The 17240-nt window shown below is 62.3% G+C and carries 17 protein-coding genes; 16 read left to right on the forward strand and 1 reads right to left on the reverse strand.

The genetic code is table 11. The features are described from left to right. Nucleotides 1–308: 308 nt before the first annotated feature. From phnF to phnE (C1N60_RS07970), 14 genes are all read left to right on the forward strand, one after another. Nucleotides 309–1025, forward strand: coding sequence for a phosphonate metabolism transcriptional regulator PhnF (phnF, locus tag C1N60_RS07905; protein ID WP_088518068.1), 717 nt, complete (start codon nucleotides 309–311; stop codon nucleotides 1023–1025). Further along, nucleotides 1022–1471, forward strand: coding sequence for a phosphonate C-P lyase system protein PhnG (phnG, locus tag C1N60_RS07910; RefSeq protein WP_058757348.1), 450 nt, complete (start codon nucleotides 1022–1024; stop codon nucleotides 1469–1471). The genes phnF and phnG overlap by 4 nt, the downstream gene beginning before the upstream one ends. After that, on the forward strand, nucleotides 1468–2043 hold the full coding sequence (gene phnH, locus C1N60_RS07915) for a phosphonate C-P lyase system protein PhnH (RefSeq protein WP_058771117.1): 576 nt from the start codon (nucleotides 1468–1470) through the stop codon (nucleotides 2041–2043). The genes phnG and phnH overlap by 4 nt, the downstream gene beginning before the upstream one ends. After that, nucleotides 2043–3119 carry a carbon-phosphorus lyase complex subunit PhnI gene (locus C1N60_RS07920; RefSeq protein WP_141495264.1) on the forward strand — a complete coding sequence of 359 codons (1077 nt, stop codon included), beginning with the start codon at nucleotides 2043–2045 and terminating at the stop codon, nucleotides 3117–3119. The genes phnH and C1N60_RS07920 overlap by 1 nt, the downstream gene beginning before the upstream one ends. After that, nucleotides 3112–3960, forward strand: coding sequence for an alpha-D-ribose 1-methylphosphonate 5-phosphate C-P-lyase PhnJ (locus tag C1N60_RS07925; protein WP_021509799.1), 849 nt, complete (start codon nucleotides 3112–3114; stop codon nucleotides 3958–3960). Before C1N60_RS07920 ends, C1N60_RS07925 begins: the two co-directional genes overlap by 8 nt. Then, the gene (gene phnK, locus C1N60_RS07930) at nucleotides 3950–4711 is read left to right on the forward strand and encodes a phosphonate C-P lyase system protein PhnK (protein WP_125310059.1); all 762 of its coding nucleotides are present in this window, start codon (nucleotides 3950–3952) and stop codon (nucleotides 4709–4711) included. The genes C1N60_RS07925 and phnK overlap by 11 nt, the downstream gene beginning before the upstream one ends. A gap of 167 nt (nucleotides 4712–4878) precedes the next feature. After that, entirely contained in the window at nucleotides 4879–5583 is a 705-nt protein-coding gene (gene phnL / locus C1N60_RS07935; RefSeq protein ID WP_021509801.1) for a phosphonate C-P lyase system protein PhnL, read from the forward strand. Continuing rightward, nucleotides 5580–6716 (forward strand): alpha-D-ribose 1-methylphosphonate 5-triphosphate diphosphatase, encoded by a 1137-nt coding sequence (gene phnM, locus C1N60_RS07940; RefSeq protein ID WP_394521624.1) that lies wholly within the window; start codon nucleotides 5580–5582, stop codon nucleotides 6714–6716. Before phnL ends, phnM begins: the two co-directional genes overlap by 4 nt. Further along, on the forward strand, nucleotides 6716–7252 hold the full coding sequence (gene phnN / locus C1N60_RS07945) for a ribose 1,5-bisphosphokinase (protein ID WP_349844361.1): 537 nt from the start codon (nucleotides 6716–6718) through the stop codon (nucleotides 7250–7252). Before phnM ends, phnN begins: the two co-directional genes overlap by 1 nt. After that, nucleotides 7249–8019, forward strand: coding sequence for a phosphonate metabolism protein PhnP (gene phnP / locus C1N60_RS07950; protein WP_215480473.1), 771 nt, complete (start codon nucleotides 7249–7251; stop codon nucleotides 8017–8019). The genes phnN and phnP overlap by 4 nt, the downstream gene beginning before the upstream one ends. Nucleotides 8020–8099: 80 nt before the next feature. Continuing rightward, nucleotides 8100–8927: a phosphonate ABC transporter ATP-binding protein gene (phnC, locus tag C1N60_RS07955; RefSeq protein WP_021509805.1), complete on the forward strand. Its 828-nt coding sequence runs from the start codon at nucleotides 8100–8102 to the stop codon at nucleotides 8925–8927. Between the two features lie 26 nt (nucleotides 8928–8953). Continuing rightward, on the forward strand, nucleotides 8954–9883 hold the full coding sequence (phnD, locus tag C1N60_RS07960) for a phosphonate ABC transporter substrate-binding protein (RefSeq protein WP_031280167.1): 930 nt from the start codon (nucleotides 8954–8956) through the stop codon (nucleotides 9881–9883). Between the two features lie 209 nt (nucleotides 9884–10092). After that, nucleotides 10093–10956: a phosphonate ABC transporter, permease protein PhnE gene (phnE, locus tag C1N60_RS07965; RefSeq protein WP_058757354.1), complete on the forward strand. Its 864-nt coding sequence runs from the start codon at nucleotides 10093–10095 to the stop codon at nucleotides 10954–10956. Continuing rightward, on the forward strand, nucleotides 10953–11837 hold the full coding sequence (gene phnE / locus C1N60_RS07970; protein WP_058757355.1) for a phosphonate ABC transporter, permease protein PhnE: 885 nt from the start codon (nucleotides 10953–10955) through the stop codon (nucleotides 11835–11837). Before phnE (C1N60_RS07965) ends, phnE (C1N60_RS07970) begins: the two co-directional genes overlap by 4 nt. Here the strand turns inward: phnE (C1N60_RS07970) and C1N60_RS07975 are convergent. After that, entirely contained in the window at nucleotides 11791–14376 is a 2586-nt protein-coding gene (locus tag C1N60_RS07975; protein WP_394521625.1) for an ATP-binding protein, read from the reverse strand. The genes phnE (C1N60_RS07970) and C1N60_RS07975 overlap by 47 nt on opposite strands. Before the next feature lie 144 nt (nucleotides 14377–14520). Here C1N60_RS07975 and C1N60_RS07980 point away from each other — a divergent pair, with 144 nt between their 5' ends. Continuing rightward, nucleotides 14521–16026 carry a sugar ABC transporter ATP-binding protein gene (locus C1N60_RS07980; protein ID WP_394521626.1) on the forward strand — a complete coding sequence of 502 codons (1506 nt, stop codon included), beginning with the start codon at nucleotides 14521–14523 and terminating at the stop codon, nucleotides 16024–16026. A 10-nt stretch (nucleotides 16027–16036) separates the two neighbouring features. Further along, nucleotides 16037–17020, forward strand: a complete 984-nt coding sequence (locus tag C1N60_RS07985) for an ABC transporter permease subunit (RefSeq protein WP_021509811.1) — start codon at nucleotides 16037–16039, stop codon at nucleotides 17018–17020. Nucleotides 17021–17240: the final 220 nt, after the last annotated feature.

The following is a 17240-nucleotide window of genomic DNA, read 5'->3' on the forward strand; positions in this document are numbered from 1 at the left end:
AGGTTTCACGCTCCGGGCAGGGCTTACTGAATAAATTAGCAGAATTTACGCAGCCTGCATCTGGTAAGGGAAGCGTTAAAGGCGTGAAACTGCACGCGATTTTTTTGCGCATAGTCACAAAGGTAACAGTTAAGTGGATTTTATTGAATTGGTCGCCGTCTGGCTGCCATCCTGCTGCCTTAAAGCAAATTCATCCGCACGTCACTGAGCCGTCACGGCACTGTCATCTGTCTCCCGCACTGTAGTCGCCATTCCGCAGCCTCTTCCGCTGCGCCCCTCAACCTGAAGCGAATGAGGTATTGAGCGTGATGGAGATATCCAGACATCCGACCACTGTTTATCAGGCGGTTGCCGCCCAGCTGGAGCAGGCGCTGCAGGAGCGCTATCGCTGCGGCGATTATCTGCCGTCAGAACAGCAGCTGGCCGATCACTATGCCGTCAATCGCCACACGCTGCGCCGGGCCGTGGATGAGCTGGTGAACAAAGGCCTGCTGCAGCGGCGCCATGGCGTCGGCATCCTGGTGCTGATGCGCCCGTACGACTACCCGCTGCATGCCCAGGCGCGCTTTAGCCAGAATCTGCTGGAGCAGGGCAGTCATCCCACCAGCGAACGGCTGCTGGCGGTACTGCGTCCGGCCAGCAGCGACGTGGCCGCCGCGCTGGGCAGTGACGAGGGTGCCAGCGTCATTCATTTACGCACCCTGCGGCGCGTCAACGGCGTGCCGGTGTGCGTAATCAATCACTATCTGGCCGACCTGCGCTGGTGGCCGGCGCTGCAGACGTTCCAGCACGGTTCCCTGCACGACTTCATGCAGCAGCAGCTCGGCCTGCAGCTGAGCCGCCGTCAGACCCGCATCAGTACCCGCCGCGCACAGGCCAAAGAGTGCAAACAGCTGGAGATTACGCTGCACGCGCCGCTGCTGTGCGTGCGCACCCTGAATACACAGCCGGACGGTCAGGTGGCGGAGTACTCCGTCAGCCTGACGCGTGGCGACATGATTGAACTCACCCTGGAGCACCAATGAAACAGCAAACCGCCCGTCAGCACTGGCTTTCGGTGCTGGCGCACAGTGAAGCCAGCGCGCTGGCCAGCCACTGGCAGTCGCTACAGCTTACACCCGCCTTCGAGCGCCTGCGCCCGGCGGAAACCGGTTTAACCCGTTTGCAGGCGCGCATGGGCGGCAGCGGGAAACGCTTCGTCATGGGCGATGCCACCGTCACCCGCGCGGTGATCAGACTGCACGACGGCACGCTGGGTTTTAGCTATGTGCTGGGGCGCGATAAGGCGCATGCCGAACGCTGCGCGCTGATTGATGCGCTGCTGCAACAGCCGGAAACCCAGGCGCTGCTGCAGGAAAAAATTATTGCGCCGCTGGCGGCACTGCGTGAAGAGCAGCGCCAGCTGCGCGCGCGGGAGATCGCCAGCTCCAAAGTGGATTTCTTTACGCTGGTTCGCGGAGATAACGAATGACATTACTGGCAAGTTTTAACCATCCGGTTGCCGACGCCCAGCGCGCCTTCCGCCGCATTCTCAAAGCGATGAGCGAGCCCGGCGTGATGGTCTCGCTGCCGCTGGCGCAGGGCTGGGGCGATCTCTCCCCGGCCGCAACGGCGGTGCTGCTGACGCTGGTCGATCAGGAGAGCGCGCTGTGGCTGGATCGCCGAGTGGACAGCGATATCGTGCGCAGCAACCTGCGCTTTCACACCGGCGTACCGATTGTCGATGAGCGCGATGCCCCGTTTGCGCTGACCCACGCGGCGGCCAATCCCGATCCCGCCTGCTTCGCCGCCGGTGACAATCTGTCCCCTGAGAAGAGCACCACGCTGATTGTCGAAGTGCCGTCGCTCAACGGCGGGCTGACGCTGCGCCTCTCCGGGCCCGGCCTGCGTGAGCCGCGCGCCATCGCGCCGCAGCTGCCGGCCGCCATTCTGACCTATCTGCGTGAGCGCCCGCATCCGTTCCCGCAGGGGGTGGATCTGATTTTCACCTGCGGTGAAGCGATGATGGCGCTGCCACGCACCACCGACGTGGAGGTGTGCTGATGTATGTAGCCGTGAAAGGGGGCGAAAAGGCGATTGCCAGCGCCCATCAGCTGCAGGCCGATCTGCGCCGTGGCGATCGCAGCGTCGCGGAGCTGGGCTGCGATCAGGTGGCGCAACAGCTGGGGCTGGCGGTGGACCGGGTGATGACCGAAGGCGGCATCTTTGATACACAGCTGGCGGCCTTAGCTATCAAACAGGCCAGTGGTGATTTGGTCGAGGCGATTTTCCTGCTGCGCGCCTACCGCACCACGCTGCCGCGCCTCGCGGACAGCCTGGCGCTGGAAACCGCGGAAATGCGCATCGAGCGCCGCATCTCGGCGGTTTACAAAGATCTGCCCGGTGGCCAGGTGCTGGGCCCGACCTATGACTACAGCCACCGCCTGCTGGATTTTACCCTGCTGGCCAACGGCGAAACGCCGTCCGCCGCGCGTGACGATCAGGCGCTGGCGCAGCGTTGCCCGCATGTGTTCAGCATGATGACGCGTGAAGGGCTGGCTGCGCGTGAAGAGGATGATGGCAGCGAGCCGTGTGACATTACGCGCCAGCCGCCCGGTTATCCGGCGTCACGCGCCGCCCGCTTACAGCAGCTGGTGCGCGGCGACGAGGGGTTTCTGCTGGCGCTTGGCTATTCGACCCAGCGCGGCTATGGCCGCAACCATCCGTTTGCCGGTGAAATCCGCACCGGCTATCTCAGTGTGTCGATCTGCCCCGAAGAGCTGGGTTTTGAGATTGAAATTGGCGAGATCCTGCTGACCGAATGCGAAATGGTCAACGGCTTCACCACTCAGGGCGACAGCGCGCCGCACTTTACCCGCGGCTATGGTCTGGTGTTCGGACGCGCAGAGCGTAAGGCGATGGCGATGGCGCTGGTGGACCGTGCGCTGCAGGCACCCGAGTATCAGGAGCGCATTGCCGGGCCGGCGCAGGACGAAGAGTTCGTGCTGTCGCACGCCGATAACGTCGAAGCCGCCGGCTTTGTCTCGCACCTGAAACTGCCGCACTACGTGGATTTTCAGGCGGAGCTGGAGCTGCTGCAGCGGCTGCGCCAACAGCATCAGGAGCAGAATGATGAGTGAATTAACCGGCTACAACAACGGCTATCTGGATGAGCAGACCAAGCGCACCATCCGCCGCGCCATTCTGAAAGCGGTGGCGATTCCCGGCTATCAGGTGCCGTTTGCCGGCCGCGAAATGCCGATGCCGTATGGCTGGGGCACCGGCGGCATTCAGATCACCGCCAGCATCATTGGCGACAGCGACGTGCTGAAAGTGATCGATCAGGGCGCGGATGACACCACCAACGCGGTCTCTATCCGGCGCTTCTTCCAGCGCGTCAGCGGGGCGGCAACCACCGAAGCCACCAAAGACGCCACGCTGATCCAGACGCGGCACCGCATTCCGGAGACGCCGCTTGAAGAGGATCAGGTGCTGATTTTCCAGGTGCCGATCCCGGAGCCGCTGCGCTTTATCGAACCGCGTGAGACCGAAACCCGCACCATGCACGCGCTGGAGGAGTACGGCATCATGCAGGTCAAGCTGTATGAAGATATCGCCCGCTACGGCCATATCGCTACCACCTATGCCTATCCGGTGAAGGTCAACGATCGCTACGTGATGGATCCGTCGCCGATTCCCAAATTCGACAACCCGAAGATGCACATGATGCCGGCACTGCAGCTGTTTGGTGCCGGACGTGAAAAACGCATTTATGCGCTGCCGCCCTACACCAAAGTGGAAAGTCTGGATTTTGACGATCACCCGTTCAGCGTGCAGAGCTGGGAACAACCCTGTGCGCTGTGCGGTTCGCGCCACAGCTATCTCGACGAAGTGGTGATGGATGATGCCGGTACGCGCATGTTTGTCTGCTCCGATACCGATTTTTGCCACCAGCAGCAGGAACAACAGCATGCACAGTGAACAGCCGCTGCTCGCGGTCAATAACCTGACGCACCTCTACGCGCCGGGCAAAGGTTTTGAAGACGTCAGTTTTGCGCTCTATCCCGGTGAGGTGCTGGGGATTGTCGGTGAATCCGGATCGGGGAAAACCACGCTGCTGCGCAGTCTGTCGGCGCGTCTGGTGCCGCAGCAGGGCAACATTCTCTACCGCGACCGCGACCTGTATCAGCTGAGCGAGAGCGATCGTCGCCGGCTGCTGCGCACCGAGTGGGGCGTGGTGCATCAGCATCCGCTGGACGGGCTGCGTCCGCAGGTGACGGCGGGCGGCAACATCGGCGAACGCCTGATGGCGATTGGACAGCGGCATTATGGCGACATCCGCAACGAGGCGCTGCGCTGGCTGCAGGACGTTGAGATCCCGGCCAACCGCATCGACGATCTGCCCACCACCTTTTCCGGCGGCATGCAGCAGCGTTTGCAGATTGCGCGCAACCTGGTGACGCAGCCGACGCTGGTGTTTATGGATGAGCCGACCGGCGGGCTGGATGTCTCGGTGCAGGCGCGCCTGCTGGATCTGCTGCGCACGCTGGTGCGCGAGCTGAATCTGGCGGTGATTATCGTCACCCACGATCTCGGCGTCGCGCGTCTGCTGGCGCACCGCCTGCTGGTGATGAAGCAGGGCAAAGTGGTGGAGAGCGGACTCACCGACCGGGTGCTCGACGATCCGCACCATCCGTACACCCAGCTGCTGGTTTCATCGGTGCTGGCATAGAACACGCTGGCGGTGCGCATTAATGCGCACTACTCATGAGGTGTGCACCAATCGTAGCGGCGCAATTTATTGCGCTCAGTTGAACAGCGAGCGTTGCTGTTAAATGCGCGATAAATCGCGCCGCTACGGTTACGTGCGGCTGCACGAATCATTATCAGGACATCAACATGCAACCCATTTTGCGCGTAGAGAATCTCAGCAAAACCTTTGTGCTGCACAACCAGAACAGCGCCGAGCTGCCGGTGCTGCAGCACGCCAGCCTTGAAGTGGCCGCCGGCGAATGCGTGGTGCTGCACGGGCGCTCCGGCAGCGGTAAATCCACGCTGCTGCGTGCGCTGTACGGTAACTATCAGGCCAACAGCGGCCACATCTGGCTGCAGCATCATGGCCAGTGGGTCGATCTGGCACAGGCACCGGCGCGTCAGATGCTGGCGATCCGCCGTGACACCGTCGGCTGGGTCAGCCAGTTTCTGCGCGTGATTCCGCGCGTACCGACGCTGGAGATCGTCATGCAGCCGCTGCTGGAGCGCGGCGTCGAACGCGCCCGCTGTGAACAGCGCGCCCGCGAACTGCTGACGCGTCTTAACGTGCCGCAGCGCCTGTGGTCGCTGGCCCCCTCGACCTTCTCCGGCGGGGAACAGCAGCGCGTCAACATCGCACGCGGCTTTATCGCTGACTATCCGGTGCTGCTGCTGGATGAACCCACGGCGTCGCTCGACAGCGCTAACAGCGCGGCGGTGGTGGAGCTGATTGAACAGGCGCGCGCCCGCGGCGCCGCTATCGTAGGTATTTTCCATGACGAAGCGGTGCGCGCCCGGGTGGCCGACCGCCTGCACGTCATGCAGCCGCTGCACACAGGAGAACAGGCATGATCGTGAATAATGTCCGGCTGGTGCTGGAAAATGAGGTCGTCAGCGGATCGCTGGAGATGCGCAGCGACCGGATCGCCAGCTTCAGCGACAGCGGCAGTCAGCAGCCGGGCGCGCTGGACGGCGGGAACGCGTTTTTGCTGCCGGGGCTGGTCGAGCTGCATACCGACAACCTCGATAAATTTTTCACGCCACGGCCCAAAGTCGACTGGCCGGCGCATTCGGCGATGAGCAGCCACGATGCACTGATGGTCGCCAGCGGCATCACCACGGTGCTGGACGCCATCGGCGTTGGTGACGTGCGCGACGGCGGTCATCGCCTCGAAAACCTGAGCAAAATGATTACGGCGATTCAGGACAGCAACCGCAAGGGCATTAACCGCGCCGACCACCAGCTGCACCTGCGCTGTGAGCTGCCGCACCACACCACGCTGCCGCTGTTTGAAGCGCTGATGAGCACCCCGGAGCTGTCGCTGGTGTCGCTGATGGATCATTCACCCGGCCAGCGCCAGTATGCATCGCTGGAGATGTACCGCACCTACTATCAGGGCAAATATCAGCTCAACGATGAGCAGATGGATCAGTTTGAGCGCGAACAGCTGGCGCTGGCTGCCGAATTCTCCACGCCGAACCGCAACGCCATCGCTGGCCTGTGCCAGGCGCGCGGTATTCCGGTTGCCAGCCACGATGATGCCACGGCGGCGCATGTCGCGGAGTCACACGCGGTGGGCAGCGCCATTGCCGAGTTTCCCACCACGCTGGAAGCGGCTCGCGCCTCGCGCGACTGCGGCATGCAGGTACTGATGGGCGCGCCCAACATTGTGCGCGGCGGATCGCACTCCGGCAATGTCGCGGCGTGGCAGCTGGCCAGCCACGGCCTGCTGGACATCCTCTCGTCGGATTACTATCCGGCCAGCCTGCTGGATGCGGTATTCCGCCTGGTGGCCGACGAGCGTAATGCGCTGACGCTACCGCAGGCGGCGGCGCTGGTCACGCGTAACCCGGCACAGGCGATTGGCCTGCACGATCGCGGCACGATTGCGGAAGGGCTGCGCGCCGATCTGGTGCTGGCACACACCGATCACGGTCATGTGCACATTCGCCACGTCTGGTCACAGGGCAGGCTGGTGTTCTGATGGCGCGCCTCATCTGGCTGACCGGGCCCTCGGGCTCGGGTAAAGACAGCCTGCTAAACGCGCTGCGCGAGGCGCCGCCGGACAAGCTGGTGATCGCCCATCGCTATATCACGCGGCCGGCCGATGCCGGCGGTGAAAACCACGTGGCGCTGAGCGAAGCCGAATTCCGTCGGCGTGAAGCGCTCGGCCTGTTCGCCATCAGCTGGCGCGCACACGGCCTGAGCTACGCGCTCGGCGAGGAGATTGACCACTGGCTGGCGCGCGGTCTTAACGTGCTGGTCAACGGTTCACGTCTGCATCTGCCAGTCGTGCGCCAGCACTACGGCGAGCAGCTGCTGCCGCTGGTGCTGCAGGTCTCGCCGGCCGTGCTGGCGGCACGGCTGCGCCAGCGCGGGCGCGAAAGTGAAGCCGACATTCAGCGACGGCTGGCGCGTGCGGCAGAACCGCTGCCCGCCCACTGCCACGCGCTCAACAACGACGGCGTGCTGATCGACACGCTCCATCAGCTGCGCCAGTTACTGGAGCATCCGCCATGAATCTGACCTTTCTCGGTACGGGCGGCGTGCAGGCCGCGCCGCTGTTCGGCTGCGACTGTCGCGCCTGTGAACGCGCCCGGCAGCAGCCACGCTATGCGCGTCACGCCACCAGCGCGCTGATCGACACCGGTCGCGAGCGCATCCTGCTCGATGCCGGCCTGCCCGATCTGCATCAGCGCTTCCAGCCCGGTGAGCTGAGCCGCATTCTGCTGACGCATTTCCACATGGATCACGTGGCCGGCCTGTTCAGTCTGCGCTGGGGCCGGGGCGCGTCGATTCCGGTGTGGGCGCCACCGGATGAAAAGGGCTGCGACGATCTGTTTAAGCATCCCGGCCTGCTGGCGTTTCGCCCGGCGCTGACGCCTTTTGTCGCGCACAGCTTCGGCAGCCTGCAGGTGACGGCGCTGCCACTGCAGCATTCGCGGCTGACTTACGGCTACCTGTTCGACTGGCATGGCACGCGGCTGGCGTGGCTGTGCGACACCTGTGGTTTGCCGCCGGACACCGCCGATTTCCTGCAGGGCCAGCCGCTCGATCAGCTGGTGATCGACTGCAACGATGCGCCGCGCGCCGCGGTGGGTAATCACAACGACGTTACCCGCGCACTGGACATCGTGGCCCGGCTGGCTCCGCGCCAGGCATGGCTGGTGCACCTGTCACATGAGATGGATAACTGGTTGCTGGACAATGGGTTACCGGAAAACGTCAGCGTACCGTTCGATGGCCAGCAGATTGCTGTCGGTTTGCGCGACGCTGTCACCGTTTAATCATGGTTCTGTCATCAGACCTTCATCGCCAGTGTCCGTAATAACGGGCAATCAACACCTCAGAAGAGATGGAGCGCAACATGGCACAGGCACTACTCAAAACCGTCGTCGACAATGCACATCCTGCCCAGCGCCATGGCGACAAGGTGCTGTCGGTGCAGGGGCTGTGCAAAGCCTTCGGTGATAACCGCGTGCTGGATGATGTCAGTTTCGATCTGCATGCCGGCGAGCTGGTGGCGGTAATCGGCCGCTCGGGCGCAGGCAAATCGACCCTGCTGCATATGCTGAACGGCACCATTGCCAGCAGCGAAGGCGCGATTCTCAGCATGCGTCACGGCGAGGCGGACCGCGATGTGGTGACGCTCAACAGCCGGCAGATGCGCGAATGGCGCAGCGAGTGCGGCATGATCTTTCAGGACTTCTGCCTGGTGCCGCGCCTCGACGTGCTGACCAACGTGCTGCTGGGCCGGCTCAGCCAGACTTCAACGCTGAAATCCTTTTTCAAAATCTTCTCCGACACCGACCGTGCGCAGGCGATTGAACTGCTGCAGTGGATGAACATGCTGCCGCAGGCGCTGCAGCGGGCGGAGAATCTGTCCGGCGGCCAGATGCAGCGCGTCGCCATCTGCCGCGCGCTGATGCAGCGCCCGAAAATCCTGCTGGCCGACGAGCCGGTGGCGTCGCTCGATCCCAAAAATACCAAACGCATCATGGATGTGCTGCGCCAGGTGAGCGAGCAGGGCATCAGCGTGATGGTCAACCTGCACTCGATTGAACTGGTGCAGCAGTATTGCACCCGGGTGATCGGCATCCAGCGCGGCAAAGTGCTGTTTGACGGCCATCCCGCTCAGTTGACCGACAGCCTGCTGCATGCGCTGTACGGCGACGAAATTAACCAGCTCCACTAACTCCCACGGCAAGAGAAAATCTCACAATGAAACTGACTGCTTTAGCTTTACTGACAGGCGCTCTGATGGCTTTTGGCGTTAACGCAGCGGATGCACCGAAACAGCTGAACCTGGGAATTCTGGGCGGGCAGAACGCCACCCAGCAGATTGGCGATAACCAGTGTGTGAAAACCTTCTTCGACAAAGAGCTGGGCGTGGATACGCAGCTGCGCAACTCGTCTGACTATGCCGGCGTGATTCAGGGGCTGCTGGGCAATAAGATCGATATGGTGCTGAGCATGTCGCCGGCGTCTTATGCCTCGGTCTATCTGCAAAACCCGAAGGCCGTGGATATCGTCGGTATCGTGGTGGACGACAAAGATGGCTCGAAAGGCTACCACTCGGTGGTGATCGTCAAAGCCGACAGCCCGTATAAGAAGCTGGAAGATCTGAAAGGTAAATCGTTTGGCATGGCCGATCCGGATTCGACCTCCGGCTTCCTGATGCCCAATCAGGCCTTTAAGAAAGAGTTTGGCGGTACGGTGGACGATAAGTACAACAACACCTTCTCCAGCGTGACGTTTTCCGGTGGCCACGAGCAGGACATCCTCGGCGTGCTGAATGGCCAGTTCGACGGCGCGGTGACCTGGACGTCGCTGATTGGCGATTACAACAGTGGCTATACCTCGGGGGCCTTTGGTCGTCTGATTCGTATGGATCACCCGGATCTGATGAAGCAGATCCGCATCATCTGGCAGTCGCCGCTGATTCCTAACGGCCCGATTCTGGTGAGTAATAACCTGCCCGCTGACTTCAAAGCGAAAGTGGTGGCCGCGATCAAAAAGCTGGATAAAGAAGATCACAGCTGCTTTGTTAAAGCGGTGGGCGGTGCCCAGCACATCGGCGCCGCCAGCGTCGCGGATTACCAGAATATCATTGATATGAAGCGCGACCTGATGAAGGGTGCTCGCGGGTAACGAGCGGGTGGCTTTGTGCGGTATTTCCCTCACCCCAGCCCTCTCCCGGGGGGAGAGGGAGCCGCACGAGCTACCGGACAATTCCCTCGCCGCTGGCAGTAGAGGATGGAGCACGTGCCTGCATCATACTGCCGGACAATTCCCTCTCCCGCTGGCGGGAGAGGGTTAGGGTGAGGGCAATCCCTCGCCATCAACAAAGGATCTCTCCCTTGACCGATTTCGAACACTACTACCAACGTATTCGCCGCCAGCAAAAGCGCGACACGCTGCTGTGGTCGCTGCTGCTGGTGGCGCTCTATCTCGCGGCCGGCAACGTGGCGGAATTCAACCTGGTCACGGTCTGGCAATCGCTGCCTCATTTCTTTGACTACATCGGCGCGACGCTGCCGGTGCTGCACCTGCCGCTGCTGTTCGCGGACGTCAAAACCGAAGGTTCGCTGGCTTACTGGGGCTATCGCCTGCACTTTCAGTTGCCGCTGATCTGGGAAACCCTGCAGCTGGCGCTGTCCTCCACCCTGATTGCAGTACTGATTGCCGCCGTGCTGGCGTTTTTCGCCGCTGATAACACCCAGACGCCGCGCAGCCTGCGCATGGCGATTCGCGCCTTTGTTGCCTTCCTGCGTACCATGCCGGAGCTGGCGTGGGCGGTAATGTTCGTGATGGCGTTCGGCATCGGCGCTATCCCCGGCTTTCTGGCGCTGGCGCTGCACACCATCGGCAGTCTGACCAAACTGTTCTACGAATCGATTGAGAGCGCCTCCGATAAACCGGTGCGCGGTCTCGCCGCCTGTGGTGCCAGCAAGCTGCAGCGTATGCGCTTCGCCTTCTGGCCGCAGGTGAAACCGACCTTTCTCTCCTACAGCTTTATGCGGCTGGAAATTAACTTCCGCTCCTCCACCATCCTCGGGCTGGTGGGCGCGGGCGGCATCGGTCAGGAGCTGATGACCAACATCAAACTGGATCGCTACGATCAGGTCAGCATGACGCTGCTGCTGATCATCGTGGTGGTGTCGCTGCTGGATACGCTATCCGGCTGGCTGCGCCGCCGTGTGGTTGAAGGAGACGTAAAATGATCGCCTTAGCGCCCGACGTGGCGAAACTGAAACAGCAGCATGCTGCACTGTTTGCCGCGCAAAACCGTTATCTGCGCCGCATCGCGCTGATTGCACTGGCGCTGGTGCTCTACTATCTGTTCTTCTTCAGCGTGTTCGGCATCGACTGGCAGCGCTTTGTCATCGGCTGCCAGCAGCTCGGACGCTATTTCCTGCGCATGTTCGTCTGGCAGGATTTCGTCAACTGGCCGTTTGGCTACTATTTCTCGCAGGTCGGCATCACGCTGGCGATCGTGTTTGCCGGCACGCTCACCGCCACCGTCATCGCGCTGCCGGTCTCCTTTCTGGCAGCGCGCAATGTGATGCACGATCCGCTGACGCGGCCAATATCGCTGCTGGTGCGCCGGCTGCTGGATGTGCTGCGCGGCATCGACATGGCCATCTGGGGATTGATCTTCGTGCGGGCGGTAGGCATGGGGCCGCTGGCCGGGGTGCTGGCGATTGTGATGCAGGACATCGGCCTGCTGGGCAAGCTGTATGCCGAAGGGCATGAAGCGGTTGAACGCTCACCCAGTCGCGGCCTGAGCGCAGTGGGGGCCAACAGCCTGCAAAAACACCGTTATGGCATTTTTACCCAATCGTTTCCCACCTTTCTCGCGCTGAGTCTGTATCAGATTGAATCCAACACCCGCTCGGCGGCGGTGCTGGGCTTTGTCGGTGCCGGTGGCGTCGGGCTGGTCTATGCCGAAAATATGCGCCTGTGGAACTGGGATGTGGTGATGTTCCTCACCGTGATTCTGGTGGTGGTGGTGATGGTGATGGACGCCATCTCCAGCCGGCTGCGTAAACGCTACATCACCGGGAAAGGGGTGCCGCTGTGGCAGCCTGCCGCGCGCGACTGAGCCGTTCACTGCGCTGCCAGGCGCGCTCCAGCGCCTGCACCAGCTGCGCCTGCTGCCAGGGTTTCGCCAGCCGTTCACACAGCGGCAGCGTCACCGGTGTCTGGCGCAGATCCTGACCGCTGATCAGCAGGGTGGCCAGCTGTGGCCACTGCTGCTGCGCCTGACGAATCACATCCGCACCGTTCAGGGCACCCGGCAGCATCAGGTCACTGATCAGCAAATCGATATCCGGCGTCTGGCGCAGCAGCGTCAACGCGCTCTCGCCGTCAGCACACTCCAGCGTCAGATAACCCAGCTGATGCAGATGTTCGCACAGCGTCTGGCGCACCGCCGGCTCGTCATCCAGCACCAGTATCAGGCGATCGCGGCTGGCGCGCGGCGTCAGCACCGGCGCGCTCACCAGCGGCTGCGCGGCTTCCGGCGCGCGCGGCAGCAGCAGACGCACCGTGGTGCCCTGGCCCGGCGCGGTCTCCAGTTCGATCTGTCCGCCGGACTGGCGCACAAATCCGTACACCATCGACAGCCCCAGCCCGCTGCCGCTGCCGGTGGCTTTGGTGGTAAAGAAGGGTTCAAACACCTGTTCCCGCACCTCGGCGGACATGCCGCAGCCGTGGTCAATCACTTCAATGGTGACGCGGTCGCGCTTGCCATCGGCCTCCTGAATCCGCTGATTCCAGATGCGCAGGCGGATCTCGCCGCTCTGGCGCTCCATGGCATCGCGCGCGTTCACCACCAGATTCATCAGGGCGTTCTCCAGCTGGCCGGCATCAATCCACGCCGGCCAGCCGGGGCGCTGCGCATCCACCACCAGATGCTGGCCGGGCAGCAGGGAGTGCTGCAGCAGCGACTGCAGATTTTCCACCAGCTCCACCACCGCAACGGCACGCGGATAAAGCGCCTGCTTGCGTGAGAAGGCCAGCAGACGCTGCGTCAGCTGTGCGGCACGATCGGCGGCCAGCCGCGCGCGCTCAATGCGGCTGGCCAGCGTGCCGGGCGGCAGCTGATCGACGGTCAGCGCCAGGCTGCCGATGATCACCGCCAGCAAATTATTGAAATCGTGCGCCAGGCCGCCGGTCAGCTGACCGACCGCTTTCATCTTCTGGCTGTGCAGCAGTGCCGCTTCCAGCGCCTTACGTGAGGTGCGCTCCAGCACCGTGTTGACCATGCCGCGCCGCGGCACCGGGCTGAAGCGCAGTTCCAGCGTGCGGCCATCCGGTAACCTGACTTCCTGCGCGTCGTGCAGGCTGCTGAGCTGCACATCGACGCGATCGAGCAAACGCTGATAGTGCATGCCGCGATACAGCTCGCGTGGTGCGAAGCCCAGCAGTTCGGCATACTGCGCATTCCACACCACCAGCTGACCGCTGTTATCAAACAGCGCGAAGCCGTCGCGCATGGCGAGGAAGGTCGATTCCAGCTGGTTGCTTTTCTCTTTCAGTAGCTGCGAGGTGTGCGCCAGCGAAGCGGTATTGCGGGCAAACACGTTGAAGGCGCGCGCCAGATCGCCCAGCTCATCGCGCCGTGCCAGGCCGGGCACGCTGACGCTTTTCTCCCCCTGCGCCAGCCGCGTCATGGCGTGCGCGATGGCGGTAAGGCTGGAACCGAGATTGCGGTAGATGTAGTAACCGGCGTAACCGGTAATCAGCAGCGCCAGCAGCATAAACAGACCGATGAAATCGATGATTGAATCCAGTTCCTGATGGGCGGTGGCGCTGCGCGCATCGCTCTGCTGCGCTACCAGCTGAACGTAGTGGGTGATGTCTTCGTTGAGCATCGCCACCAGCGCCTTGATGCGATACGTGGCGTAGGCGATGGCGATGTCACTCTGCTCCAGCTGACCGGCCACCGGCAGCAACTGCTGGCTGGTGCTGACCAGCCGGGCGCGCTGCATCGCCAGTACGCCCTGCAGCGGCAGCGCAGACCAGATCGGCAGCACGCTGTTGAGCTGTTGCACTGCGGCCTGCGGCGTGGCGGACTGAATTGCCACGGTTAACAGCGCGGCCGTCTGCTGGCGCAGCGGCAGAAACGCACCGTCGCTGGCCAGCAGGTCGATGCGGTTGAGCAGCAGCTGCGCCTGCCACAGGCCGCTGAGCATCACGTTACGCTGTAAATGGCGCTGATGCCCCTCCAGCAGCAGCTGGCTGATGCTTTGCTCCAGCATCTGGCTGCGCTCGCGGATGCGTGCCAGCAGCGCCGGCTGCTGTGCGGCCAGCGGCGCGCTGGCCAACTGACTCAGCGACTGCTGCAGCGCCTGCTGGGTCTGTTGCAGACGCGCCGACTCGCTCTGGTATTCGAGCGCGCCCACCACCTGCGCCAGCCGCACCGCGGCGATAGCGACATTGGCCGTATCACGCGCCAGCGCCAGGCTGCCGTTCATATCGGCCAGCGTTTGTGCCTGTGCCTGCTCCTGAATGTGACCGGCGTGGCGAAAACCGAAAATAGCCACCAGGCTCACCGCCAGCGTAACGCTCACCACCAGCAGGTTAAACATCAGCAGGCGCCCGCGCGCGCCGGCGTGCCAGTGCAGACTGTGACTCATTGCCGCCGCTCCTTACCGCTCAACTCCGGCGAGTATAGAAGCGCGACCGGAGCGCAATATGACAAATATGAACGGCGTCTGACATTTTCCATTTATCTGGCGTTGCTTAACTCGCGGCTATTCACTGGCAGCAGGAGCCTGAAGATGGCGGCGACACCGATATTAGAAATGCGGGCAATTACCCGGCGCTTCGGCAGCTTCTATGCGCTGAAAGGCGTCGACCTGACCGTCTGGCCGGGTGAAGTGCACGCGCTGATGGGCGAAAACGGTGCCGGTAAAAGTACCTTAATGAAGATTCTGGCCGGCGCGTATACCGCCAGCAGCGGGGAAATTCTTATCGATGGTCAACCCTACGCCATCAGGGGCCCGAAAGAGGCGCTGGCGGCAGGGATCACCCTGATTTATCAGGAAATCAACCTGGCACCGAATCTGACGGTGGCGGAAAACATCTTTCTCGGCAGTGAAATTTCCCGTGGCGGGCTGGTGAAGCGTCGCCATATGGCGGAAGAAGCGCAGCAGGTGATTAACCGCCTTGGCGCGCAGTTCAGCGCCACCGATCTGGTGAGCCGCCTGAGCATCGCCGAGCAGCAGCAGGTGGAAATTGCCCGCGCGCTGCATCGCAACAGCCGCATCCTGGTGATGGACGAACCCACCGCTGCGCTCTCGAATCGCGAAACCGAACAGCTGTTTGCGCTGATCAAACGCCTGCGCAGCGAAGGCATGGCGATCATCTACATCAGCCACCGCATGGCAGAAGTGTACGAACTCTCCGATCGCGTCAGCGTGCTGCGCGACGGCCAGTACGTTGGCAGCCTGACGCGCGAACAGCTGAACGCCAGCGAACTGGTGCGCATGATGGTTGGCCGTCCGCTCAGCGATCTGTTCAACAAAGATCGCGCCATTAGCTTCGGCGAAATTCGCCTGGCGGTAAATCATCTGACCGACAACCGGAAGGTGCATCCCTGTAGCCTGGCGGTACGCGCCGGGGAGATTGTCGGGCTGGCCGGGCTGGTCGGTGCCGGCCGCAGCGAGCTGGCGCAGCTGATTTTTGGTGTGCATCAGCCAGCCGGCGGGGAAATCTGGATCGACGGTGAAAAAGTACAGATTCACTCGCCGCGAGACGCCATTGCGCGCGGCATCGGTTTCCTGACCGAAAACCGCAAAGAGCAGGGGCTGTTTCTGGAGCTGGCGGCGCAGGAAAACATCGTGATGGCCACACTTGAGCGCGATGCCAGCTACGGCCTGCTTAACCGGCGCAAAGGGCAGAAAATCGCCAGCGAGGCGATTCAATCACTGAATATCCGCGTGCCGCACGCCCAGGTGCGCGCCGGCGGCTTATCCGGCGGCAACCAGCAGAAGCTGCTGATTTCGCGCTGGGTATCGATAGCGCCGCGCATCCTGATTCTGGATGAGCCGACACGCGGCGTGGATGTCGGCGCCAAGAGTGAAATCTACCGCATGATGAACCAGATGGCGCAGCAGGGCGTGGCGATTTTGATGATCTCCAGCGAGCTGCCGGAAGTGGTAGGCATGAGCGACCGCGTATACGTGATGCGCGAAGGCACCATCGCCGGTGAGCTGAGCGGCGAGCAGATTAGCCAGGAAAACATAATGACACTGGCCACCGGCGCGCAGCCGGTCCAGGCCTGAGGAGACGGGAATGACCAGTGAAACCGCACGCGTAAAAAGTCCAACGCTAAAACGTGCGTTGATGAGTGACCTGCTGCAAACCGTGGGTATCTTGCCGATTCTGATCCTGATCGTGGCGGTATTTGGCTTTGTCGCCCCGAACTTTTTTACCGAAGCTAACCTGCTGAATATCACGCGTCAGGCCTCCATCAACATTGTGCTGGCGGCGGGCATGACATTTGTCATTCTCACCGGCGGCATTGACCTCTCGGTTGGCTCAATGCTGGGTACCACGGCGGTGGTGGCGATGGTGGTGTCGCTCGATCCGGCGTTTGCCGGGCTGACCATCCCGGCCGCGCTTGGAGCCGGACTGATCATGGGGCTGTTCAACGGCATTCTGGTCGCCTGGGCGGGCCTGCCGCCGTTTATCGTCACGCTGGGCACCTATACCGCGCTGCGCGGGGCGGCCTATCTGCTGGCTAACGGCACCACGGTGATCAATTCGGATATCAACTTTGAGTGGATAGGCAACGGTTATCTCGGACCGATCCCGTGGCTGATTATCATTGCCTTTGCGGTGATTGCGCTGTGCTGGTTTATTTTGCGCCGCACCACGCTTGGCGTGCACATCTATGCGGTGGGCGGCAACATGCAGGCAGCGCGCCTCACAGGTATTAAAGTCGGCGCGGTGCTGGTGTTTGTCTACGCCATGAGCGGTCTGCTGTCCGGGCTGGGTGGCCTGATGAGCGCATCGCGTTTGTACAGCGCTAACGGCAACCTCGGCGTGGGCTATGAGCTGGACGCGATCGCCGCGGTGATTCTGGGCGGTACCAGCTTTGTCGGCGGCATTGGCACCATTACCGGCACGCTGATTGGCGCGCTGATTATCGCCACGCTGAACAACGGCATGACGCTGATGGGCGTGTCGTACTTCTGGCAGCTGGTGATTAAGGGCGGGGTGATCATTATTGCGGTGCTGATCGATAAGTACCGTACGCGGCATCACGTGGGGTGAGGGGCGGCCGCTGGCCCTGGCCCTCACCCCAACCCTCTCCCGCTTGCGGGAGAGGGGGCTGTCCGGAGAGAAGATTTAGAAAACAAGTGCTTCACCTGAACACCACGCAGAACGGTTCCCTCTCTCGCTCGCGGGAGAGGGGGCAGCCCGGAGCGAAGATCTGGAAAACGAGAGCTTCACCTGAAAACTATGCAGAACGGTTCCCTCTCCCGCACGCGGG

The sequence above is a fragment of the Pantoea sp. SGAir0184 genome (assembly GCF_043544755.1).